At 54.2% G+C, this 23,923-nt stretch carries 21 protein-coding genes; 20 read left to right on the plus strand and 1 reads right to left on the minus strand.

All coding sequences use genetic code 11. From position 1 onward, the window contains the following. The coding region (locus HMPREF1546_RS17945) for a cysteine-rich VLP domain-containing protein (RefSeq protein WP_198145317.1) at window positions 1–229 on the minus strand (229 nt) is incomplete at its 3' end. 356 nt (window positions 230–585) lie between these two features. Here HMPREF1546_RS17945 and HMPREF1546_RS00490 point away from each other — a divergent pair. The 20 genes from HMPREF1546_RS00490 to HMPREF1546_RS00590 all read left to right on the plus strand — a co-directional run bounded on the left by HMPREF1546_RS00490 (window position 586) and on the right by HMPREF1546_RS00590 (window position 23,918). Next, complete coding sequence (locus HMPREF1546_RS00490; protein ID WP_021750165.1) at window positions 586–1,335, plus strand: SMI1/KNR4 family protein; 750 nt, start codon at window positions 586–588, stop codon at window positions 1,333–1,335. Between the two features lie 38 nt (window positions 1,336–1,373). Further along, on the plus strand, window positions 1,374–2,174 hold the full coding sequence (locus HMPREF1546_RS00495; protein WP_021750164.1) for a helix-turn-helix domain-containing protein: 801 nt from the start codon (window positions 1,374–1,376) through the stop codon (window positions 2,172–2,174). Then, window positions 2,105–2,533, plus strand: coding sequence for a hypothetical protein (locus HMPREF1546_RS00500; protein ID WP_226870598.1), 429 nt, complete (start codon window positions 2,105–2,107; stop codon window positions 2,531–2,533). The genes HMPREF1546_RS00495 and HMPREF1546_RS00500 overlap by 70 nt, the downstream gene beginning before the upstream one ends. 583 nt (window positions 2,534–3,116) lie before the next feature. Next, a complete protein-coding gene (locus tag HMPREF1546_RS00505; RefSeq protein ID WP_021750161.1) occupies window positions 3,117–4,058 on the plus strand; it encodes a DUF6017 domain-containing protein in 942 nt (313 codons plus the stop codon). Between the two features lie 61 nt (window positions 4,059–4,119). Beyond that, window positions 4,120–4,929 (plus strand): AAA family ATPase, encoded by an 810-nt coding sequence (locus HMPREF1546_RS00510; RefSeq protein ID WP_036630767.1) that lies wholly within the window; start codon window positions 4,120–4,122, stop codon window positions 4,927–4,929. Beyond that, complete coding sequence (locus HMPREF1546_RS00515; protein WP_021750159.1) at window positions 4,886–5,824, plus strand: ParB/RepB/Spo0J family partition protein; 939 nt, start codon at window positions 4,886–4,888, stop codon at window positions 5,822–5,824. Before HMPREF1546_RS00510 ends, HMPREF1546_RS00515 begins: the two co-directional genes overlap by 44 nt. 12 nt (window positions 5,825–5,836) lie before the next feature. Then, window positions 5,837–6,670: a hypothetical protein gene (locus HMPREF1546_RS00520; RefSeq protein WP_021750158.1), complete on the plus strand. Its 834-nt coding sequence runs from the start codon at window positions 5,837–5,839 to the stop codon at window positions 6,668–6,670. Further along, on the plus strand, window positions 6,667–7,452 hold the full coding sequence (locus HMPREF1546_RS00525) for a hypothetical protein (RefSeq protein ID WP_021750157.1): 786 nt from the start codon (window positions 6,667–6,669) through the stop codon (window positions 7,450–7,452). Before HMPREF1546_RS00520 ends, HMPREF1546_RS00525 begins: the two co-directional genes overlap by 4 nt. Then, complete coding sequence (locus tag HMPREF1546_RS00530) at window positions 7,449–8,096, plus strand: YodL domain-containing protein (protein ID WP_021750156.1); 648 nt, start codon at window positions 7,449–7,451, stop codon at window positions 8,094–8,096. The genes HMPREF1546_RS00525 and HMPREF1546_RS00530 overlap by 4 nt, the downstream gene beginning before the upstream one ends. Further along, a complete protein-coding gene (locus tag HMPREF1546_RS00535; RefSeq protein ID WP_021750155.1) occupies window positions 8,093–8,914 on the plus strand; it encodes an LPD28 domain-containing protein in 822 nt (273 codons plus the stop codon). Before HMPREF1546_RS00530 ends, HMPREF1546_RS00535 begins: the two co-directional genes overlap by 4 nt. A gap of 843 nt (window positions 8,915–9,757) precedes the next feature. After that, a complete protein-coding gene (locus HMPREF1546_RS00545; protein ID WP_051319921.1) occupies window positions 9,758–10,108 on the plus strand; it encodes a TnpV protein in 351 nt (116 codons plus the stop codon). A 122-nt stretch (window positions 10,109–10,230) separates the two neighbouring features. Continuing rightward, a complete protein-coding gene (locus HMPREF1546_RS00550) occupies window positions 10,231–17,847 on the plus strand; it encodes an LPD11 domain-containing protein (protein WP_198016078.1) in 7,617 nt (2,538 codons plus the stop codon). A gap of 24 nt (window positions 17,848–17,871) precedes the next feature. Beyond that, window positions 17,872–18,279 (plus strand): hypothetical protein, encoded by a 408-nt coding sequence (locus tag HMPREF1546_RS00555; RefSeq protein WP_036630765.1) that lies wholly within the window; start codon window positions 17,872–17,874, stop codon window positions 18,277–18,279. Between the two features lie 13 nt (window positions 18,280–18,292). Further along, complete coding sequence (locus HMPREF1546_RS00560; protein ID WP_021750152.1) at window positions 18,293–19,054, plus strand: DUF3848 domain-containing protein; 762 nt, start codon at window positions 18,293–18,295, stop codon at window positions 19,052–19,054. 177 nt (window positions 19,055–19,231) lie between these two features. Then, entirely contained in the window at window positions 19,232–19,459 is a 228-nt protein-coding gene (locus HMPREF1546_RS00565) for an antitoxin VbhA family protein (protein ID WP_021750151.1), read from the plus strand. 13 nt (window positions 19,460–19,472) lie between these two features. Then, window positions 19,473–20,510: a virulence RhuM family protein gene (locus HMPREF1546_RS00570; protein ID WP_021750150.1), complete on the plus strand. Its 1,038-nt coding sequence runs from the start codon at window positions 19,473–19,475 to the stop codon at window positions 20,508–20,510. A 113-nt stretch (window positions 20,511–20,623) separates the two neighbouring features. Next, window positions 20,624–21,538 carry a DUF3991 and TOPRIM domain-containing protein gene (locus HMPREF1546_RS00575; protein ID WP_021750149.1) on the plus strand — a complete coding sequence of 305 codons (915 nt, stop codon included), beginning with the start codon at window positions 20,624–20,626 and terminating at the stop codon, window positions 21,536–21,538. 209 nt (window positions 21,539–21,747) lie between these two features. Beyond that, window positions 21,748–21,984 carry a plasmid mobilization relaxosome protein MobC gene (gene mobC / locus HMPREF1546_RS00580; RefSeq protein ID WP_147629886.1) on the plus strand — a complete coding sequence of 79 codons (237 nt, stop codon included), beginning with the start codon at window positions 21,748–21,750 and terminating at the stop codon, window positions 21,982–21,984. A gap of 1 nt (window position 21,985) precedes the next feature. Next, window positions 21,986–23,326 (plus strand): relaxase/mobilization nuclease domain-containing protein, encoded by a 1,341-nt coding sequence (locus tag HMPREF1546_RS00585; RefSeq protein WP_021750147.1) that lies wholly within the window; start codon window positions 21,986–21,988, stop codon window positions 23,324–23,326. After that, the gene (locus HMPREF1546_RS00590; protein WP_021750146.1) at window positions 23,310–23,918 is read left to right on the plus strand and encodes a PcfB family protein; all 609 of its coding nucleotides are present in this window, start codon (window positions 23,310–23,312) and stop codon (window positions 23,916–23,918) included. Before HMPREF1546_RS00585 ends, HMPREF1546_RS00590 begins: the two co-directional genes overlap by 17 nt. Window positions 23,919–23,923: the final 5 nt, after the last annotated feature.

Consider the following 23,923-nt stretch of genomic DNA (forward strand, 5'->3'; position numbering starts at 1 on the left):
GCAAGACCGCCCAGCGGAACCACTTACAGCAGACCGAGAAAGAAGCCGTCTGCGGGCAGGCGCAGGTGTCCCCATCGTCAAGAACGATGCAATTGCCGTCCTCATAACAGCAGCACTCCCGGCGGATCAGGGCGTTTGCCTGCTTCCTCTGTGCCGGGGTCATGTGGCAGAGGGTACCGTCCGGCTTGCGCTCCAACGGTGGTAGGCGTTTATATGGATTATCTTTCATGCGTCCCTCCATTTTTCCTTAGCCGTTCTCTCCGAAAAGGCTTCCTGCCCCATTCCTGCGGCGTGTTCCGGCGTTGGCACGCTCCCCACAGCTTCGGGACAAGTTGTCCCGAAGTGACCTCTGGACAAAGTGTCCAGAAGTTGGCTCCTTGCGGTGCTTCCCCTGCCGGGGTATTCCTTTTCGGACGGTCATTTGGTTTTCAAGGTGCAGCTCATCGATGAACTACCCTAAGTCTACACCTAAATGACCGCCCGTCCCGTATATCCGAAAGGTAGGAAATCCGCCAAAAAAACTGCCTATTTCCACGCTCTCGGAATTGTGGTAGAATAGAAAAAGAATAATGCGAGGTGATAGAGATGGATAAGTTGGAGTTATTTTCAAAGTGCTTAAATTTAGTAGAGGGCAGGGAAAATCCTGAGAGTTGGTGGGGATGGTGGAACGAACACGAATCCGAAGTGGAAAAACTATTGAACCACGGCGAGTTTTTGAAGTTAAAACCCCGGTCGCATGGATTTTCTTGGGTACCAGTATTTGGTAGCCAAAAGGGAGCCATCACTATTCTGGAGAAGAACGGAATAGCGTTTGAAATTAGCAATCTCTATCAAGAACGGTATCTGGAGGAATTGGACGCTTACTGTAAGGAACAGAAACGAGTACAACGGGAAAAGCAAAAGAAATTCAAGGCACAGCACCCCGAATGGTTTACTCAATACCCTAAGTTCTCAAAAATGTTGGCAAAAGTCTTGGACTCCTCTGATGAAATAAAATCTGCTGCAACTGTGGAGAAGATTGTAGAGATAGAAAAGAAATTAGGATTTATTCTCCCAACACAAGTTCGGGAATTTTTTCTCATAACTGAGGGAGTTAATGTATCTACAGGTTTGAGTATCAGCTTATCCCAGCTCTTTAATCTAACTATTCACGAGGAGCATTATTGTGTACTAGGCGAATTTTGGAAAGAGGCTGACGGAGATTTACTCCTACTTCGCCCCGGCGAAGAAACTGTCTGGTACTATGCCCATGAGCAAGACAAAGTAAAATTTTTGCGGAATACCATGTATGAATTGTTAGAAAAAGAGTTAGTGAATTATCTGCGAGAAAATTAAAAATATTTTTGACTATCAAGCAGACAAGGAGGGGGAGCATGGAACTATCCATACAGGAACGATTGAAAGACCTGCGTGTGGAACGAGGGCTGACGCTGGAACAGCTTGCGGAGGAAACTCATCTTTCCAAATCTGCTTTAGGCAATTATGAGGGAGACAATCTCAAAGACATCAGCCACCATGCCCTTATCCAGCTGGCAAAGGTTTATGAAGTGACCGTTGATTACCTGCTGGGACGCTCTAAAACAAAAAATCACCCAAACGCCGATCTTGCAGACCTGCGCTTGAGTGATGATATGATTGAACTATTGAAAAGTGGGCGGGTGGATAATTCCCTCTTGTGTGAGCTGGCGGTACACCCGGATTTCCCCCGGCTGATGGCTGACCTTGAAATCTATGTGAACGGAACGGCAGTCAAGCAGGTACAGAGCGCAAATGCCATTGTGGATATTATGAGCGCAACCATTATGAAGCAGCACAATCCCGGCTTGTCCGACCCGCAGTTAAGGCAGCTTGTCGCCGCCCATATTGACGATGACAGCTTTTGCCGCTATGTGATACAGCAAGACATAAACAAGATAGCCCTTGACCTGCGGGAAGCCCATAAGGACGATTTTTTCAGCGTTCCGGAGGACAATCCGCTGGAAGATTTCTTGCAGACCGCCGAGGAAACTGCCAGTCCAGACAGCGACCCAGAGCAAGCGGCTTTGGCGTTTATCTGTAAGCGGCTCAAGCTGAATTTGAAAAAGCTGTCCGAGGAAGAAAAGAAGTGGCTGAAAAAGATTGCACAGAAGTCGGACTTGCTGAAAAATCCAAACCCGCAGCGGGGGAGAAAATAGAGAACGAGAAATTGGAGGGAGTAAAGGTGCAGGAGGCAATTATAAAATTGAAACTTCTCGGTCAAATGCCAGACGCAGTGAAAGATGACCCTACAGAAGAAACCATCAACATGTATGACGAATTGCTCTCCAATGTAAAAACGCCATTGACAAGAGAAGAAGTAGGCGTATTGATTGACATTTTTCCCGAAGGTGGAATGTATGGAGTAGAGTGGGATTTGCTAAAATTGGTAGAGTCTTATTTGATAGAAGCACCATCAAGTGAAGAGTATCGAAAATTGATTACTGCTTGTCCAAGTGAAGAATGGCGAGAAACTATGCAAGCCCGTTTAGATAATTGGGAAAACAACAAACAATAACTTGTTGGGGAGATAGCAAAGCCAGTCGAGCCAGTCAACGGTCAAGATGAACGGCGCATTTCATGCGCCGCCGTTGACAGCCCCGCCCGTCTTTGCTAATGGGCAATCAAGGCGGGAAAGCCCTAAAATGGCTTCCCGCCCATTTCTAAGAACTGATAAGTCAGATTTGCTGAAAAATCCAAATCCACAGCGGGGACGGAAGTAGAGAACAATAAACTTGAATTCGCACCGCCCAAATCTTTCACCCGTTATTAGCGGTTATAAGCAACCGTCAAAATCGGCGCAAAGCATTGAAATCACTTGGTTTATTGAGAAATCAAAACCACCCAAAATTATCTTCCTTTATACGCTGTTACCCTTGACCGCGTGAGCTGATAAGGGCAAAATCAAGGGAAAACCCCATGCGGGAAACACAATTATTTGACAAACGGCTGACAGTGATGTGTTAAGTCAAACTGAATAAGAATCCACCGGCAGGTCCGGTTACGGTAAGGGAGCATTGCGTGTCAATGCTCCCTTTTACTATACCACAGACCGCCGTTGAGAGATAGATAAAATCTGTGGCAGAACGGAGGTGTCAGATATGCCGCAGGCGATCTTTGCGTACCATCTCGGCATGGACGCCGAGCAATACGCCTTTTTCCGCATCCCCAAGCTCCTGATCACCGAGCCGTACTTTCGACGGCTCTCCACCGACGCGAAGCTGCTGTACGGCCTCATGCTGGACCGCATGAGCCTGTCCATGAGAAACGGCTGGATGGACGATGACGGCCATGTATATATCTATTTTACGCTGGAGGAGGCGTGTGAACAGCTCTGCTGCAAGACGGATAAGGCGGTCAAGCTGTTCGCGGAGCTGGACAGCGCCAAAGGCGTGGGCCTCATAAGGCGGGTCAAGCAGGGGCTGGGCAGACCGGCGAAAATCTATGTTCTCCGCTTCATGGGTATAGAGGACGAACCAGGCGAGGATACACCGGAACCGGAGCCTCCGAGCTGCCGAAATCCAGACTTCGGAAAAACCGAAGTCAAGAGTTCTGAAAAACCGAAGTCTGGACCTCGGAAAATCAGAAGTCAAGACCTCGGAAAAACCGAGTGTAATAAGACTGATAAGAATAATACTGAGTTGAGTAATACTGATTCATCTATCCATCCGGGCGCGCAGCCGGAGGAGGTGATCGAGGAATACCGAAAAGAGATTCGGGAAAATATCGAGTACGACCACCTGCGCCGGCAGCATCCCTACGACGACATCGACGAGATCGCGGACCTCATGCTGGAGGTCCTCTGCACACAGGGTAGCTTCATGCGGATCGGCGGAAAGCAGCTTTATACGGCGTTAGTGAAGGAGCGTTTTCTGAAGCTGGATTCCTCCCACATCGAGTATGTGCTGGACTGCCTGCGGGAGAGCACCGCGGACATTCGCAACATCAAAGCCTATCTGCTGGAGATGCTGTTCAACGCCCCAGCTACCTGCGGCAGCTACTACCGCGCCAAAGTGAATCACGACTTCCATGACAGCGGATAGGCAGAGCGAACAACTCTGCTTTTTTGAAACCCATTTTACGACTGAAAGGAGCATCGAACCCGTGAAAACAATCGCACTGGCAAATCAGAAGGGCGGCGTGGGTAAGACCACCACAGCTGCCAGCCTCGGCATTGGCCTTTCTCGGCAAGGTAAAAAAGTCCTGCTGATCGACGCCGATGCACAAGGCAATCTCACGCAGATGTTGGGCTGGCCGCAGCCTGACGAATTATCCCCCACGCTCTCCACCCTGATGGAGAAAATCATCGCGGAGCAGCCCATCGCCCCCGGTGAGGGCATCTTGCATCATCTGTCCGGCGTCCACCTTGTCCCCGCCAATATCGAGCTGTCGGCACTGGAGGTCACGCTGGTCAACACCATGAGCCGGGAAACGGTACTGCGGCAATATCTGTCCACAGTAGCAGATCGCTATGACTACGCGCTCATCGACTGTATGCCGTCCCTCGGTATGCTGACCATCAACGCCCTGACTGCGGCGGACAGCGTGATTATCCCTGTGCAGGCGCAGTATCTTCCAGCCAAAGGACTGGAACAGCTTTTGCGAACCATCACCCGCGTGAAACGGCAGCTCAACCCGAAGCTGGAGGTGGACGGCATTGTGCTGACCATGGTGGACAGCCGTACCACATTGGCACGGGAGATCAACGCGCTCGTCCGTAAGACCTACGGCGGCCATGTGTTCGCAAGTGAAATTCCCCGTTCCATCAAGGCAGCGGAGATCAGCGTGGAAAACAAAAGCATTTACGACCACGACCGCAGCGGCAAGGCGGCGCTGGCGTATGAAAATCTGACGAGGGAGGTGTTGAGCCTTGGCAAGCAAATTAAGCGGCATCGAACTGACCCGGTACGATGACCTGTTCAAAACGGACGCGGAGCGTGAGGCCGACCGGCAGGAGCGGATTCAGATCGTCCCAGCCGCAGAGGTTTTCCCATACTCCCGCCAGCCGTACACCATCGAACGCCCCACGCCTGATTTGGTGCGGCTCATGGACAGCATCGAGCATATCGGCATCGCTGAGCCGTTGATCGTTCGCCCCCGCGAGGGCAGCGGGTATGAGATCATTTCCGGTCACCGACGCGATTACTGCGCGAAGGCCGTGGGATTGGATACCCGCCCCGTCATCGTCCGCAATTACAGCGACGAGGAAGCGGACATTCTTGTTGTGGACTACAACATCAACCGCGAGGACTTGCTGCCCAGCGAGAAAGCCAAAGCCTACAAGCTGAAGCTGGACGCCATGAAGCGGCAGGCTGGACGGCCTTCTAAAAATTCTGCCCAAGTTGGGCAGAATTTTCAAGGGCGCTTTTCTGTCGAACTTTTGGCAGAGCAGGTCAACGAAAGCCGTATGCAAATTCAGCGTTATGTGCGTCTAAATAAGCTGATTCCTCCGCTATTGGACGCGGTGGACGCAGGAACGCTCAAGTTCGTTCCTGCGGCGGATTTCCTCTCCCACCTGTCCGAAAAAGAACAGACCTACCTCCTGCTGGTCATGGAGCGTGACGAAGTATCCCCGTCGCTTGGACAGGCCCAGCGGCTCAAGCAGTTCAGCGGCGAGGGCAAGCTGGAGAATAACATCATCGACCTCATCATGCGGGAGGAAAAGCCGTTGGAGCGCAAGGTCACCATCCGCAACGACCGCCTGCAAAAATACTTCCCCTCCAGCTACACCCCAAAACAGATGGAGGATGTCATCATCAAGCTGCTGGAGGGCTGGCACCGCAAGCGCCAGCAGGAACAGGCACGATGAGGAGGTGCAGCTATGCGACGAAATGAATTACCCGATGCCTGCTTTTCCATTCTGCCGTCCAGCGGTCAGCTTATTATCATCCGGCATGGTGAGCGCGGCTATTATCCCTCTGAGTGGGACACCGGCAGCCGGGAGGAAAACCGCGAGATCGCCAGCAGCCATAATGCGCGGCGCGGTATCACGGACATTCAGGAGGCCGCCATGCTGGCAGGTTCCATGTTCGGCTGGAACACACCGGGCGCGAACCCGCAATGGTATCTGGACAACGCCAAATATATAAACTCCAACATCGTCCAAGGCCATATCAAAGACCCAATCATGAGCGTGTACTATCCCGTCAGCAGTTTCTTACTGTGCTATGAGATCATGGGCAAACAGCACTTTTATCTGCCCGTGGACAAACTGCCGCAAGAGCTGATGGGCCAAAGGTCGCAGTTCATCATGCTGCCGGATATGGTATGTGGAGTACCGGTCATGCCGGTGACAGCGATTTTTGCACAAAACGGGAGCTGCACCGTCCAGTTAGAACACGGCAGCTATGTAGTGGGGGAAATGGTCAATCAGGAATACCACATCACCGCCCGCGTCCGCGTCGGCAGTGCCGAGTTTGTCATGGGCGAATGTGAAAAAGCCCCTGCCCCCTTTGTCACATGGCAGCGCAACTGCAAAAACGACGGGGACGGCCCGCCCAACTTCTTTTGGGGGCATTACCGCTCTGACCGTGCTTCTTGCATCGAGGACTTCTGTGAACGGGCCGGAAATGAGTACAAAAAGCAGAGAGATTATATAACGCAGCAAGAACACCAGCACACCGCGCTGAAGAAAGAACAAGGTGAGGCCAGATGACGAACTATCAGAAACGAAAAGAAAAGAATGACGAATATCGCAGCAAAATCATGAGATTTACTTTCCAGCTTTCCCTTGGTGATGGAGAAGTCCGAGATTGGTTTGAACAGCAGCCAGAAAAGGGTGCATACCTCAAAGACCTTATCTTACGGGATAAAGCGGAGCGGCTTGGATACGGAGAGCAAAAGGCACCAAAACAACGCAAGGTCGGTGATTACGAGATCATGCAGGAGATCCGCATGGGTGGGCGTGTTTTGCTCATGGGTTTTCATCCGATGGACGGAACCTATATGACCTGCTATGAACAGTACAGTTTCCTTGGAGAAAAGATATATCCAGAAGCAGTTGCCAGCAAGGACTATCTTGAGATTGCGAATACTTTTATAGAACGCTTGCAGATGCAGTTGGAAAAGGTAAAAGAGTTCCGTGCGGCCCGCAATATTCCGCAGGTGGTTTTGGGTGCAGAGGACTGCCTTCCCCAATCAGAGGAATCCTTTCAAGGCAAACTGATCGTTGTCCGCTCCAGCAGTCTTGCCCCGGAATACCGCACCGCAGACTGCCAACTCGGTTTTGCAATAAGTGGCTTCGGCTGTACGCCCGGTTCCCGTGGACGTGCGGTTTTCTTTCAGGAGCTGTATTCCGGTGAGCGTTGCCGTTGGGACGCTTCCGACATCCTTGGCGTAGCCAATCCAGAAAAGATACCGGATTGGGCGAAAGAAAAGCTGAGAGAATATGAAAAAAAGCGTACTGAGCCGAAAAAAGATAGAGGTGAAGCCAGATGACAGACCGAGAACCCGTAAATATCATGGGCGTTATCGCCTTTCCAAACCCTAACAAGGATGAGCGCATGATCCGCTTCATCGATAGTGAATACCACACGCTCTTTACCATCAAAGACGGGGAAAGCATCGTCATTACCCGCTTTGACGGTGAAAAGATGGTTTTGCCCTGTAAGTACATTGACGATTGCCATGTCTGCGTCGGCAACTCCGCCTATCATATTTGTGAGTTTGCAGAAATGCAGGAACGCAGCGGCAATACCTATGTTCCCAGAACGCCGAAAATCAGCGCCGAGATCGGCACCTATGAAATCTACCAAATCCCTGCAATCGCTGATGTAGACTACTGTTTCCGGCCTTATGCAGAGGCAAAGGGAAAACTCCAGAACGCTGATTATCAGCGTTCTTACGCCGGTATGTTCGCAAAGGAAAACTCGCTGGAGCATCTTTGGGCAAAGCACAACAGCGACCGCCGCCCCTTTGCCCGTCGGATGCGTTCCCTGTCCGTAAGCGACATCGTGGTACTGACGCAGGGTGGAAAGAAAACTGCCTACTACGCAGATACCATCGGTTTCAAGGAGATCCCGGAGTTTTTGGCACAACAGAGAGTGCAAAAGAAACACAAAGAACGAGGTGAAGCCAGATGAACTATGACGCACAGAAGGTGACCTATCAGGAGGTCACGATTTTTGACCGACCGGCATTGTTTACGGAATGCCGCATTGACCGAACCACCGTGCCGGAGGGTGTATATCGCTACGAGCTGCGCCATGGCGATGCAGATTGGGGTGAGCCGATAGAACTGTCACGGAGTCTCATGGTCAACTTCTATGGCACCGTTCTCACCCGTGAGCCATTCCAGCTTCCCATTGATGGGTGGATTCCGCTGGAGAGCGGCAACCTTTCCTTTCTGGATGGTGAGTGTCGCACCCTTGCGGAATTTCAGGAGAAATATCCCGCCAGTGATAAGGATGTCATTGACTTTTACAGCGTCAATGAGCCTGCACTGCACGCTCTCTATTTCTCTCGTAGCGAGGAACAGGACAAGACCGTAGGTTGCGTGGGACACCTGCGGGGTGATTTTGGCAGCGGCAAGCAGTTTTATACAACATGGTGGCCCCACCAGCAGGATGCGCTGAACACGCCGGAGTTTAAGGCCGACATTGACCGTACCGTAAACTGGCTGCGGGAGCAGCCGGGCTCCCCGCTGCGGGACTTTGACAGCATGAAACGCTACTGCAACCGGTATGAGCAGATCTGCGCCATCAAGGGTGCGTTGCTTCCCTCTTGCGGATTCATGGCGAAAACACAGCGGTATGTGTATATGCTCCGCTGTACGCCAGTTAAAGGTGATTACCAGTTTTATATTTATTGCTATCAGCGGAAGCCATTTGAAAAGGCCCAAAAAGAACAGCAAAAGAATGACCGGCTTGCAGTAAAAAAGCGGGCGGAGCCGGAGAGATAGGAGGTGCCAACTTGCCTACAAAATTTCAGCTTATTACGGAGCTATATGACCAGACTGTGCAGAGCGTCACCGGCAGCTATCAAAGCTGGACGGGCTTTCTCCGCGCGGCCTGCTATAACTACAAATGTCCCTTCGATGATCAGATTCTAATCTACGCCCAGCGCCCGGACGCCACGGCGGTCCTTGAGATGGAGCGCTGGAACCGTCAGTTTGGCCGCTGGGTCAATCGTGGGGCCAAGAGCATCGCCGTATTTGGCGATGACGGGCAAAACTGCTTGAAGCTCTATTTTGATGTTTCCGACACCCATGCGTCCCGTTTTGCCCGTCCGCTACCCATCTGGACGATGCACCCGGCCTTTGAGCCGGAGGTCATCGAAACGCTGGAGGCCACCTTCGGCAACCTGTCCGAAAAAGAAAATCTGGCGGACGCGGTGCGCTCTGCCTGCCACAATGCCGTGGCAGATAACATCACAGACTACCTGCAAGATCTCCGCGACTGCCGCGAGGACAGCCTGCTGGAAGAGTTGGACGACCTCAGTTTAGAGGTGTTCTATCGGGACGCGCTGGAGGTCAGCGTGGCGTATATGCTGCTGACCCGCCTCGGCCTGCGGGCAGATGACTATTTTTCACCCGATGAGTTCGCCCATGTTTACGAATTCAACACGCCGCCCACCATCAATGCCCTGGGCATCGCTACCAGCGACATTGCGGAGATGGGATTGCGGGAGATCAGCCGCACAGTCATGCAGGCTCAGCGGGATCAGTTTTTTGCAAACCGCGCGAGAATCGGTTATGATGACCGCACAGAACAACACAAAACACCCCATGAAAGGAGCGAGCAGCATGGAGATCACTTACAGGATGCAGAACGGCTTTCAGGTGCCGAATTTGATGATGCCCAGCGTACCGGAGGTGCATCTGGGCAAGTACGCGGAGCTGCGGAGAGAGTACCTGAAAAAGCGCCGCAGGGTGCTTTACACCAATCTCAAGACCAGCGGCAAGCTGACGGAGCATTTGGCGGAAATCGAGCAGACCGCGCGGAAGATGGTGGAGCAGACCGTGACGCAGATGGCGCAGGCCGAGGGCGTGACGGAGGAGCTGAAAGCGACCGATCCGCTGCGCTGGACGGGCCTGATGAACAACCTCAAGCACAGCGCGGAGGAGCTGGTGCTGAACGACCTGATCTACAGCTAAATCAAGAAGAAAACGCAAAGGCAGGAAGTGATGAGCTTCCTGCCTTTTCCTCTGCCGCCTCCCCTCAACCCACGGTAAAGGAGCTGTTTGCACAGTACAAACAAACCGTGGGCGACGCCCTGATGAAAGATGCGACGTTTGGAAACGCCTGCCGCAATTCAGACCGGGAGAACGCATTCTTGGAGGGGGCGGAGGCGATCCGGCGCATCGTCAGCGAAAGCGGCGATCTGCGGCTTGCCAAGCTCTATTACGATATGCCCGCATTCCATACCAGGCTGCATCAGGAACTTTTGGGCGAGACCTATCCCAAGCTGGCTGGCGGGGACTCGGCGGATCGCAGTGGGGACTACGCGCTGCTGGACCGTCTGCGCGCCGACTGCGACTACTTCCTCGGCGCTGGTGGCCGGAGTGAAAAGCACCTGTGGGCAGGCAGCGTTTACGCGCAGATCAAAAAAATGCGGGAGTTGTATGACGCCCTCCCGGAAAAACCGGAATGGCTGACCACAGAAGCCATTGATCGATATGCCGCGCAGATGGCCGCACCCTATCAGGTTGCAGCCTATCACCATTTTGAAAACGGCTTTGACGATAAGCTGGACTATCAAACGCTGGAAGAAGCGGAGGCCGCGGCGCAGGGCTATGTTGCCGGTACAATGGAGGAAGATGGTTTTGCCTATGACGGCGCTGCCGTCTATGACGCCGAAACACACCAGTGCCTCCGTGTCTACGGTGATTACCCGGACGAAAAGGCGCAGGAACAGGCAGCAGCCTTTGCACTGGAGCATGATACCGCACAGCAAAATACCGCAGAGCTGCCCGCCTTTCTGGATATGCACCTCATTGAAGCGAATCTGCTGGATGACGGCGGGCGCAAGCACAAGCGGCAGGAGATCTTTGAATACTTTCAGGCACACAAGAGCCTTGCGGAGCGCACAGAGTTCTTAAAAAACAGCTACAACGATATATGGGTGGAAGTCCTGACCGACGGTGTTCGGACAGGTTACCACGCCGAGAAAGACGGACTTTTGATGTGGGAGGGCAGCTACCTCTCCCGCACCTCAGAGTCCGTTTTTTCATGGCCGGTCATCACCGAAATGACCGAGGGCCTGATCGAGCGCGGCGAGTACAAAATTAAGCTGGGCCTGCAAAATGCCCCAATCGTCGCGGAGCAGCTTGCCCTATTCGACATGGGCGGCGACGCCCCGGTGTACGAGGCTCCGGCAGACACAGCCACCGGCATTCTGGCCCCGGCCCGCACGGTGCCGCAGGAGGTCATTGATCTGGCGCTCTGCACGGGCGGCAATGAACCCAACAGTGCGGAGCGCATCGCCGTATTTTATATGCGGGAGCGGCCAGAATCGGAAAATATATCATTTCTGCGCCGGGAGTTTGGCAGGGCGAACGGGCGCGGCATTGAATACGAAGGCCGCAAATACGCCGTATGGTTTCTGGAGGATGGCATCCGCCTCGCCCAAGGTGACAGCGTCCGCACCGGGTACAGCAAAACCGTGGTCACATGGGAACAGGCGTCGGCTCGTATTCTGGAACTGCTGGAGGCGGGGACTTATCTCTCCACGTCCGAACTGGCGCAGGCCCCGGACAAGGTGCTGCACGAAGCAATGGACGCGCTTTTGATGACGGCCCGTGACCTGAATGAAGAAGGCCGCGCGCAGGGCCTTTTCCCACAGACATTGGCGATCCATGACCAGCAAAAGGGCTACCCGGAGCTGGACGAGGACATGGTGGCGTTTGCAAAAACTGAGGGTGGGCTGCAAACGCTGGCGCAGGAATATCATGCCTTCCTTGACGCTTATGCCCAAGACCGCGACATTATGCGCTGGCGACTATCCGCTTACAACACCCACCGCATCGGTGTTGTGCTGGATGGCCTCTCCTACCCGGAGCGGCACTTTAACGCCCAGCCTGATTTCCTGCGGCAATGCAAAATGTTCATCACGCAGGACGAGATCGACGGTTTTTTCCTCTGTGACCATCTGGATAGCCGACTGGCCGTATATTCTCACTTCTGCTATCCCCACACGCCGGAGGAACACCAAAAATTCATCAAGGGCAGCTTTGGCGAGTACAGTGGCGGTGGCCGTGCCGGATACCAGCACACGAAAACATCAAAAGGGCTGGAGTATGAGCGCGACTATAATTTCAAGAAATATGATACCGTCCATCTGACCATCCCCAATGTGGTCAAGGAGTATGAGCGCCTGATCGCGCAGAAACGATTCCCCGGCGAGGATGCCATCGCAAAGATCCCGGAATATGAGCGGAGACAGGTGGCGCGGGCCATTTACTCCAGTCTGTACAATGCACCGGATAATGTGCCGCGTCCCTATTACATGGGTATGGATTATTATCAGGCAGTACCGCTGATTGAAGAAGAATTGCAGGATAGGTCCACTGCCATGTGGCTCATGGACGCATTGAATGCCCGGTTGGGTGAAATGCAAAAAGATGACCGCCACTATGAATTTGTCCATGAAACTCATTTTCAACTTTATGCCTATGTAAACGGTGAGTTCAGCCTGTTCAATCACCGGCACGATGGGCAACTGACACCGACCGTACCCAATGAGCCGACAGCGGCGTTGGTGCGGGAAGCTGCGACACCCTCCGAGGAAACCATGCCAACGCCACCGGAGCCCGTAATGCCCATGGAACCGGAAGTCCCCGAACCGCTCTCCATCGGTACACGCCTGACCATAGATGGACGGCAGTTTGAAGTGGACAGCGTAGACGATCATACGCAAAGGGTATCCCTTCGGGACGTGACCTTTGAGGCCGGAACGGGCTTTCCCATCTTCCGCACGGAACCGATCTCCTTTGTTCGGAAAATTGTGGAGCAGGCGGACCCAGCTGCGCTGGCCCCGCCGCAGCCGCAGACGGACGAGCCGCCTGCGGTACTCACCTCGCCGAAAAAGCAAAATGCGCTTGCCTATCCGCTGGACGCGGATGGCCGGAACTACCGCATCACCGATGACCACATCGGAGAGGGCGCGCCGCTGGAGCGTTTTCAGCGCAATCTGGACGCGATCCGTACCCTGAAAACCGTGGAGGCGGAGAACCGCAGCGCCACCGCAGAGGAACAGACGGTGCTGGCGCAGTATGTGGGCTGGGGCGGTCTGGCGGACTTCTTTGACGAAAAAAATCCTCGTTACGCTGAACTGAAAGAACAGCTTACCGATGCCGAATACGCCGCCGCCCGCGAATCCACGCTTACGGCGTTCTTTACGCCGCCTGTGGTCATCCGCGGCATCTATGCCGCCCTGGGGCAGATGGGCTTCACGCAGGGCAACATTCTGGAGCCAGCCTGCGGTATCGGCAATTTTCTCGGTATGCTGCCGGAAAGCATGAGCGGCAGCAAGCTCTACGGCGTGGAGCTGGATAATCTCTCCGGACGCATCGCCCGCCAGCTTTATCAGAAAAGCAGTATTGCGGTGCAGGGCTATGAGAAAACCGCTTTCCCGGATAACTTTTTTGATGTTGCCATCGGCAATGTCCCCTTCGGCCAGTTCCATGTGCCGGACAAACGCTATGACCGACTGAATTTCCCCATCCACGAGTATTTCATCGCCAAGGCGCTGGACCAAGTCAGACCGGGCGGCGTTATCGCCGTTGTGACCTCCAGCTACACCATGGACAAGCGCACCGCCAGCGCGCGAAAATACACCGCGCAGCGAGCGGAACTGCTGGGGGCCATCCGGCTGCCCAACAATGCGTTCAAGGCCGCGGCAGGTACGGAGGTGGTTTCAGACATTCTGTTCCTCCAAAAGCGTGAGCGCATGGTGGATATAGAACCCGAATGGGTACACCTTGCCACCAACGAGGACGGCATCCAGATGAACAGCTACTTCATCGACCACCCCGACATGGTGCTGGGCGAGATGAAGATGGTGTCCGGGCCGTTCGGCCCCACGCCCACCTGTGAGCCGTACCCGGAGCAGCCGTTGGAAGCACTGCTGGCGGAGGCCGTTCAGAATGTCCACGGTGAAATTACCGCTTATGACCGGGAGGAGGAATTGGAGGGTGAGGATCATTCTATCGAAGCCGATCCTGCCGTCCGCAACTTCTCCTATACACTGGTGGACGGTCAGATCTACTACCGGGAAAACAGCCGCATGAACCCGGTGGAGGTATCCAAGACGGCAGAGAGCAGAATCCGCGGCATGATCGAGCTGCGGGACTGTGTGCGGACGCTGTTGGAATACCAGACCGAGGACTATCCCGATGAAGAAATCAAGGCGCAACAAGCCAAGCTGAATACCCTCTACGACGCCTTCACCAGAAAATACGGACTCATCAATTCCCGCGGTAACGCCATCGCGTTTGACCAGGACAGCTCCTACTTCCTGCTGTGTTCACTGGAAATTCTGGACGAGGACCGGAACCTGAAAAGAAAGGCGGACCTGTTCACCAAGCGCACCATCCGCAGTCACAAACCCGCCGAAAAGGTAGATACAGCGGTGGAGGCGCTGGCGCTGTCCATTGGCGAAAAGGCCCACGTGGATATGGACTATATGGGCAGGCTCACCGGCAAGGACGAGGAGACGCTGTTTTCTGAACTGACCGGCGTGGTGTTCCTAAACCCCGCTTACACCGGCGAGAACGATGGGCATGAGAAATACCTGCCCGCAGATGAATACCTCTCCGGCAATGTGCGTCAGAAATTGGCGGTTGCCCAAGGCAAGGCGGAACAGGACCCGCAGTATCAGATCAACGCTGATGCGCTCGCGCAGGTGCAGCCCACCGACCTCACCGCCAGCGAGATCTCCGTCCGGCTGGGCGCTACATGGCTGGACACCGAATATGTCCGCCGGTTTATCTTTGAAACGCTGGGGACACCCCGCAGCGCGCAATGGGGCATGGAGGTCCACTATTCCGGCATCACCGGTGAATGGCGTATCGAAGGTAAAAGCAAGGATCGCGGCAACGTGAAGGCCATCAGTACCTACGGCACACAGCGCATCAATGCCTATGAGATCATCGAAACGACACTTAACCTGAAGGATGTCCGCATTTTTGATTACCAATACGATGAGGAAGGGCGCAGAATTGCCGTTCTGAACAAGAAGGAAACCGCCATCGCCCAGAGCAAGCAGGAACTCATTAAAGACGCTTTTGCCGAATGGATCTGGAAAGACCCTGACCGGCGCGAAGCCATCTGTAAGACCTATAATGTCCTGTTCAATTCCAACCGCCCCCGTGAGTATGATGGCAGCCACATCAATTTCAGCGGCATGAACCCGGAGATCACGCTCCGCAAGCATCAGGTCAACGCCATCGCCCACATTCTCTACGGTGGAAATACGCTGTTGGCACACGTTGTCGGTGCCGGCAAGACATTTGAAATGGTCGCGGCGGCGATGGAGTCAAAGCGGCTGGGCCTGTGTCAAAAATCTCTCTTTGTGGTGCCCAACCACCTGACAGAGCAGTGGGCCACTGAGTTTTTGCAGCTCTATCCGGCAGCGAACATCCTTGTCGCTACCCGTAAGGATTTTGAAACCAAAAACCGCAAGAAATTCTGTGGGCGCATCGCCACCGGCGACTACGATGCCATTATTATCGGGCATAGCCAGTTTGAGAAGATCCCCATGAGTGTGGAGCGCCAGCGGGTCATTCTGGAACAGCAGATCGACGAGATCATGGTGGGGATTTCCGATGCCAAGCGAGAAAAAGCGGAGAAGTTCACCATCAAACAGATGGAGAAAACCAAGAAGGGCCTGCAAGCCAAGATCGACAAGCTGAATGACCAGAGCCGCAAGGACGATGTGGTTACCTTTGAGGAATTGGGTGTTGACCGTATTTTCATTGACGAATCGCATTATTTTAAGAACCTTTTTTTGTATACGAAAATGCGGAATGTGGGAGGCATTGCCCAGACCGAGGCGCAGAAAAGCTCAGACCTCTTTATGAAGTGCCGCTATTTGGACGAGATCACCGGAGGGCGCGGCATTGTCTTTGCCACCGGCACCCCCATTTCCAACAGTATGGTGGAGCTTTACACCATACAGCGGTATTTGCAGATGTCGGCGCTGGAGGAACAGGGCTTGCAGCACTTTGACGCATGGGCGGCGAACTACGGCGAGACCGTCACCGCCATCGAGCTGTCTCCCGAGGGCACCGGTTACCGGGCCAAGACGCGCTTCGCCAAGTTTTATAACCTGCCGGAGCTGATGAGCGTATTCAAAAATGTGGCGGACATTCAGACGGCGGATATGCTCAAGCTGCCCGTGCCGGAGGCACATTACCACAACATCGCCCTGAAACCCTCCGAGTATCAGAAAGAGATCGTGGCGTCGCTGGCGGAGCGCGCCGAGAAGGTCCGCAACCGGCAGGTGGACAGCAGCGTGGACAATATGCTGCTTATCACCAATGATGGCCGCAAGCTGGCGCTGGATCAGCGGCTCGTCAACCCCATGCTCCCCAGCGATCCCAACAGCAAAGCCGCCAAGTGCGCGGAGAATGTGTTTGAGATCTGGCAGCGCACCGCAGACCAGCACTCCACGCAAATGATTTTTTGCGACCTGTCCACCCCGAAGGATGACGGCACCTTCAGCGTTTATGATGATATTCACGCAAAATTGCTGGAATTGGGTATTCCCGAAAACGAGATCGCATTCATCCACAACGCCAAGAGCGAAACTCAGAAGAAAGACCTGTTCGGCAAGGTGTGGAGCGGTCAGGTGCGTATCCTGCTGGGCAGCACCCAGCGCATGGGCGCTGGCACCAACTGCCAGCAAAAGCTCGTCGCTTTGCACCATCTGGATTGCCCGTGGCGTCCGTCCGACCTTCAGCAGCGTGAGGGGCGCATTATCCGGCAGGGCAACGAAAATCCGGAGGTGGACATTTACAGCTATGTCACCGAGGGCACCTTCGACGCCTACCTTTACCAGCTTGTGGAGAGCAAGCAGAAATTTATCAGCCAAATCATGACCAGCAAATCGCCTGTTCGCTCCGCCGAAGATGTGGATGAGCAGGCGCTTTCTTATGCCGAGATCAAGGCACTGGCCAGCGGCAACCCCATGATCAAGGAGAAGATGGACTTGGACATTGAGGTGTCCAAGCTGAAGCTGCTGAAAGCCAACCATCTTTCTCAGAAATACGCGCTTGAGGACGCCATCAGCAAGGGCTTTCCCAAGCAAATCGCGGAAACGCAGGCGCGAATCGCCGGGTATGGCGCGGATATTGCCACGGTCAAGGAGAATACCCATCCCAATGGGGACGGCTTCTCTCCGCTTACGCTGGCGGGCGTCACTCATGCCGACAAGAAGGAGGCGGGCGCGGCGCTGCTGACCATGTGCCAGACGATGCTCTCCCCGGAGGCGACACAGGTCGGCAGTTATCGCGGCCTGACGCTGGAGCTGTCCTTTGATACCTTCGCGCGGGAGTACCGCCTGACCATGATTGGGCAGCTCCGCCATACCGTTACGCTGGGAACCGATGTGTTCGGCAATTTGCAGCGCATGGACAATGCGCTGGAGGGCCTGCCTATCAAGGAGCAGGCTTGCCGGGAGCAGCTTTCCAATCTGCAAACGCAGCTGGAAACTGCAAAGACAGAAGTACAAAAGCCGTTTCCACGCGAGGCGGAGCTGAACACCAAAACGGCACGGCTGGAGGAATTGAATTCCCTGCTGAATTTAGACCACAAGGAGCCGGAGATCGTAGACACCGAACCAGACGAGGATCAAAGACCGCCGGAGCGCCGCAGACCGCAGTTGGAGCGGTAAAACCAATAGAAAATGGAGGAGATTATGGGTTATCAGGAAAGCTGGTTCTACATCGAGCCGCAGCACAAATTCAAGAAATTGATCCAGGCATACGAAAAGGCGGAGCAGTCCGGCTACTATGAGGTGGCCGGTGCGGAACCACATTCCGTTATTGTTTTGAAGCAGCCCTTTGGAGATATTCCTGCCGGGAAGAAGCTGCTTTGGGTGTGCGGCGACCGCGGATTCCACTGTGCCGCAGGGGTATTTGGCGGCGAGCTGAAATGCTCCGGCAGGCTTCGCGTGATCCCGGTGGAGGCGGTGCTGGACGGCACCGACGATCCCCGTATGGAGGGGCTGGACTTTGACAGTCCGGCCCCCAGCGAAAACGCCTATATGAAACGATACAGCGTCGCCAATTACGCCCACCGGATGCGGGCGGGGCTGGCGAGATGAAGGGAGGTTTACCATGACAAAGGAACAGTTGGAAAATAAACTCTATGAGCGTATGTCCGCAGAAAACGAGACGTTTCTGACCGATCTGAAAGCAAAGCCTGTGGATGAGATCATTTCTCATGCCTATGAAATTGCCTGCCGGGACAACCTGCTGATGCTTTTTGAGGATGAAACAAGCCTCTCCGAGCGGCAGCTTACGGTGCTGAACGAGTTTGAGCATCCCCTGTCACAGCTTTATACAGACTGGCTCTCCCGCGATACGGATGAGATGGATGCCTTTCGAGACAGCATTGCGTGCTGTGCGGATGATATTCTTCGGAAAAGAGTCGAAGAAAAATATCGAGATCCCGCTCAGCCCATATACCCTAACACCCGTTCGGAAGCCATGGCTCGCGGAGAGGTCTTTGAGTGGATGGCCAGCCGGGATCGGACGCTGACCTGTGCGGGAACCTTTGAGAAGGGCGCAACCAACGCCTACAACGATGGAAAGCTGCCTGCTTTTTTGAAGGAGTGGATAAACACCTACGGCAAGGATCGCTGTATGTTCGTGCTGGCCTGCACCATGCGGCAGCGCACGGGAGATGAGCGATTCTACCCACCGGCGCGTCAGGCCGCAGGCCGCTTTGCGGCGCTCCAGAAGCAGATGGGCGGGCATACGGACATTTACGCTGTGGACAATCACTCGTGCGTGATCAATGCGGCAATGGAAGAACTGGCTAAGCCGGAGCGCAGTGTGGATCGAAAGACGGTGAAAAAGAACACGCCGGAACGATAAAATCGTTTTTGAAATAAGGCAAATGACAAAACGGCTTTATTTCAGAAAGTGGTTGTATTTCTGAAATAAGGCTGCATTGGAGCGGTGCCCGTGAGTTTTCTGAGGCGCTGACCATAAGGGCTTTCTAAAACGGATTTTGTGTGTTATAATGCTTGAAAGAATAGGAGAGACGCTGAAATGTCGATAGCAGCAAAAGAACGCAGAATTCAGGCGGTAAAGCTGGCAGATGCTTTGAATGCCATTGAAGGCGTTCCCGTTTCTAAATATGCCAAGATGCTCTCACAGTGCGGGGCAAACGGCGATTTGACTGGTGAGCAAATGAAAGAGGCTCTGCTGGCCTCCCATCGCAAGTTGGCAGTGCAGGGGTATTCTGCTCATGAAACTATGTTTAGTCAAGAACAATAGGAGGAATCGGTGCATGGATGATTTAGCAATCAGTAAAAACAGCATCCATCCTGAAAAGACGGAGATCATCATGTATCAGACCGAGGACGGTCTGACCAGGATTGATGTTCGCATGGAGGATGAAACCGTCTGGCTAACGCAGGCGCAGATGGCAGAGTTGTTCCAGACCACAAAGCAGAATATCAGTCTGCATATTTCAAATTGCTTCAAAGAAGGAGAACTTCAGTCAAATTCAGTTGTCAAGGAATCCTTGACAACTGCCGCTGACGGGAAAAACTATCCTACAAAATATTACAATTTGGATGTCATCATCTCTGTGGGCTATCGCGTGAAGTCGCTGCGCGGCACCCAATTCCGAATTTGGGCCAATTCCGTGCTGAAAGAATACCTCATTAAGGGCTTTGCCATGAACGATGAGCTTCTGAAGCAAGCTGGCGGCGGCAACTATTTTGATGAGCTGATGGATCGCATCCGCGACATCCGTTCCTCCGAAAAGGTGTTCTGGCGCAAAGTCCTGGACATTTACGCCACCAGCGTGGATTATGACCCGCGGACAGAAGCCTCCGTCCTTTTCTTCAAAACCGTCCAGAACAAAATGCACTGGGCCGCTCACGGTCAGACGGCGGCAGAAAAGATTTTTTACAGCGCAGACAGCAGCAAGCCCAACATGGGGTTGCGCTCATTTTCCGGAAGTCATCCTACCCAGAGCGATGCCCTCGTTGCTAAAAATTACTGTACCGAGGACGAGCTACTGGCACTTAATGACATTGTATCGGCTTACCTTGATCTCGCAGAGATGCAGGCCCGCCGACGCATTCCTATGTATATGTCAGACTGGATCGACACGCTGGATGGATTCCTCAAGCTCTCTAAACATGAGATATTGACTCATGCAGGAAAAATCAGCGCAGCCGCAGCGGAGAAGAAAGCCAAGGAAGAATACCGAAAATACAAAGAACTTCAGTCTGTCGAATTATCCAGAGGTGAAAAGGACTACATTGCCGCATTGGAAAGCGCTGAGCAAAAATTGCTGAAAAAGAGCGATCAATAAGCGATTCATATTACTCAGAAGCCGTTTGCAGAAATGCAGACGGCTTTTCTGATACCCGGAGGTGATTCCCCATACCCTATCTATCAAAAGACCAGCTTGCCGCCGCCCGCGAGATGGACCTATTGACCTATCTGCGGCGGTTTGAGCCGGAGGAACTGGTACATATCGGCGGAGATACCTATGCCACCCGCACCCACGACAGCCTGAAAATCTCCAATGGAAAATGGTGCTGGTGGTCGCGGGGTATCGGCGGCATAACTGCACTGGACTATCTGACAACAGTGGAGGGTGTTTCCTTTTTGGATGCCGTGCAGCGTATCCTTGGGGAACCGCCCCGTGTGCCGACCAAATCAGAGCCAACCGCACCGCTCCCGAAAACTGAATTTACCCTTCCACCCAAACACGCCGACACCCGGCGTGTTTTTGCATATCTTCGGAGCCGCGGCATTGATGCGGAAATTATCAACCACTGCATCAAGCACGGGCAGCTTTACGAGGATGCAGAGCATCATAACTGCGTATTTGTGGGCTACAAATATGGAATCCCTGCCTACGGCGCACTGCGTGGGACGCTCTCAGAAACCACCTTCGCCGGTGAAGTCTCCGGCAGCGATAAGCGGTTTTCCTTTGCCGTTCCCCTTTGCGCCGGTGGCAAAACCCTCTGCGTGTTTGAATCCGCCATAGACGCCCTTTCTTACCTGACGCTGCTGAAGCTGCGCGGGCAGGATTGGCGCGCCGCCAATACACTGTCCCTCTCCGGCATCTATCAGCCGCGGAAGGATGGCTCGATCCGATTCCCTGCGGCGCTGGAGCAATACCTGAAGGACAATCCCGGCGTGGCGCGGATCGTGCTGTGTCTGGATAACGACGGGCCGGGACGGGCGGCATCCGCAGCCATTCAAAAGAAACTTTCCGAGTATGAGGTCATCGACAACCCACCACGGCGCGGAAAGGACTACAACGACCAGCTCCGGCTTGTGAAAGGAATCAGCGGCAGGGTAAAGACCCGTGGCGGTGAGGCGCGCTGATTTTCTTTTTCGGCTGGTTTAGGACTGCAAGCGGCCTGCGGCTGCTTTGCAGTCGCAAGCATAGCATTTGGCTATCCAAATGCGCTTGTTAGGGGAGCAAGCCCCCTAAGACCCCATCCTATTTCAAGGAGGAATCTATTATCAGAAAACGATCTATCTCTATTCTTCTCCGTTTGAACGAAACGGAACACCGGCATCTGAAGGAGCAGGTGGCAATTTCCGGTTTCCCCATGGAGGTCTATCTTCGCACATTGATCGCCGGTGAAAAAATGCGGCCAAGGCCACCCAACGAATACGCTGAAATACGCCGCCAGCTTGCCGCCATCGGCAATAACATCAATCAGATCGCCCGCGCGGTCAACGCCCGCGGCTTTGCCAGCGGTGAGGACATCGCAGCGATCACGGCGGCGCAGGAAACGATCTGGAACATCGCGGAGCGGCTGTGACATGGCATACACCAAGGTATTCGCCATCCGCGCAAGGCTGGACGACCGCGTGAAGTACGCCGTCAATGGGGAAAAGACCGAGCTGGACGAGCGGATCGTCTACACCGCTGACCCAGAGAAAACCGATACTGTGCGCTTTGTGACCACGCTGAACTGCCGGTCTGCCGAAACCGCCTTTGCTGCCATGCAGAAAACGAAAAAGAAATACAAAAAGACGGGCGGCGTTCTCGGCTACCACTTCATCCAATCCTTTGCACCCGGCGAGGTGACGCCGGAGCAGGCCCATGAGATCGGATGCGAGTTTGCGCGGCGATTATTTGGTGAGGATTTTGAAGCCGTCATCGGGACCCATTTGGACAAGGCCCATCCCCATAATCACATCGTGGTCAATTCTGTCTCCCGCACGGACGGCCACAAGTATCATTCCAGCCCGGAGAGCTACTACAACGATGTGCGCGGTACCTCAGACGCACTGTGCCGGGAAAACGACCTATCCGTCATCGCCCCGCAGGGCAAGGGCAAGCATTACGCCGAGTGGAAGGCAGAGCAGGGCGGCAAGCCCACCGTGCGCGGCGTGATCCGCGCCGACATTGACGCCATCATCCACCAAGCCTACACCTACGATACCTTTCTCATGCTGCTGCGAAAGAACGGTTACGAGGTACGCCGCAGCCCCAATCGGAAATACACCACGGTCAAGCCCCCCGGCGCAAAGCGGGCGATCCGGCTGGACAGTCTGGGCGAGGGCTACACCGAAGCGGATATTCTGCTGCGGCTCTCCCGCCAGCGGCACGGCGGCATGACCCCGCCGACCGTCACCCATACCGTCAAGCGTTACCGCGTGAAGGGTAAGCTGTCCACCGTCCGAAAAAAGAAGATCACAGGCTTTCATGCGCTCTATCTCCGCTACCTCTACCTGCTGCGTGGGGGAAGGCGGAAAAAGCCGCCGCCCAAGCTGCCCTTTTCCGTCAAGCGGGAGGTCATTCATTTGGAGCGGTATGAGCAGCAATTCAAATACCTTTTATCAAGAGGAATCACTACCGAGACGGAGCTGGAGCAGCGCATCCGTGTGCTGGAGTGGGACATCCGCTTGCTGGAGGAACAGAGAAAACCACTTTATCAGGAAAGGAGGAACACCAGCGATGAAGAAGCACAAGCCAAGTACAGCGCGGAGATCCAACAGCAGACTGCCGCCCTGCGGGAGAAACGCCGGGAACTGCGTCTGTGCCGCAGGATACAGGCAGACATTCCGAGGGTATCCCAGCAGTGCCAGCAGGCGCAGGCTGAACGGCAGAAAAATCTAAAGAACAAGGAGGAACACGAGCATGAGTACCAACGGTGAAACCGCTGACCTGATGGTGCGTGAGGGTATCCAGATCACCGAGAGCGCCCTCAAGCTGGCAGGGCTGGGGGCGAAAAATCTTGCCGCCCTTCTGATTGCCCTTGCCAACGACAATCAGAAGCTCGCCGGTAAAACCAACCTCAAGCGCCTGATCCACGACGGCGAGGAGCTGACGATCTTTTCCGTCAAGCAGGAGGACTTGAAGGGCTTTCAGATGGAAGCCAAACGCTATGGCGTCCTGTTTTACCCCATCGTCAACAAGGTGGAAAAGACCGGCACGGTGGAGATCATGGCGAAGGCAAGGGATGCCAAGCAGATCAACCGCATTTTTGAACGCATGGGTTATCCCGCCCCGGTGAAGGAGGATACTGCCGCAAAAAAAGAGAACGCCCGCGCTCCGTCCGAGAACAGCTCCAAGGAGCGCGGGACTGGTGCGAGAGCGTCTACGGAACCGGCTACGGAGAAGGCTGACGCCCGCCCCTCTGTCCGCAGCCGCCTGATGGCACTGCAAGCCGCGGCAGAACGGGATGGCACAGCTCCCACCAAGGACACCGTGCGGGAAGCCATTCAAAAGGCTATGCCTACGCGGTAATAAAT

Source organism: Oscillibacter sp. KLE 1745, from assembly GCF_000469445.2.
GTDB lineage: Bacteria > Bacillota > Clostridia > Oscillospirales > Oscillospiraceae > Oscillibacter > Oscillibacter welbionis.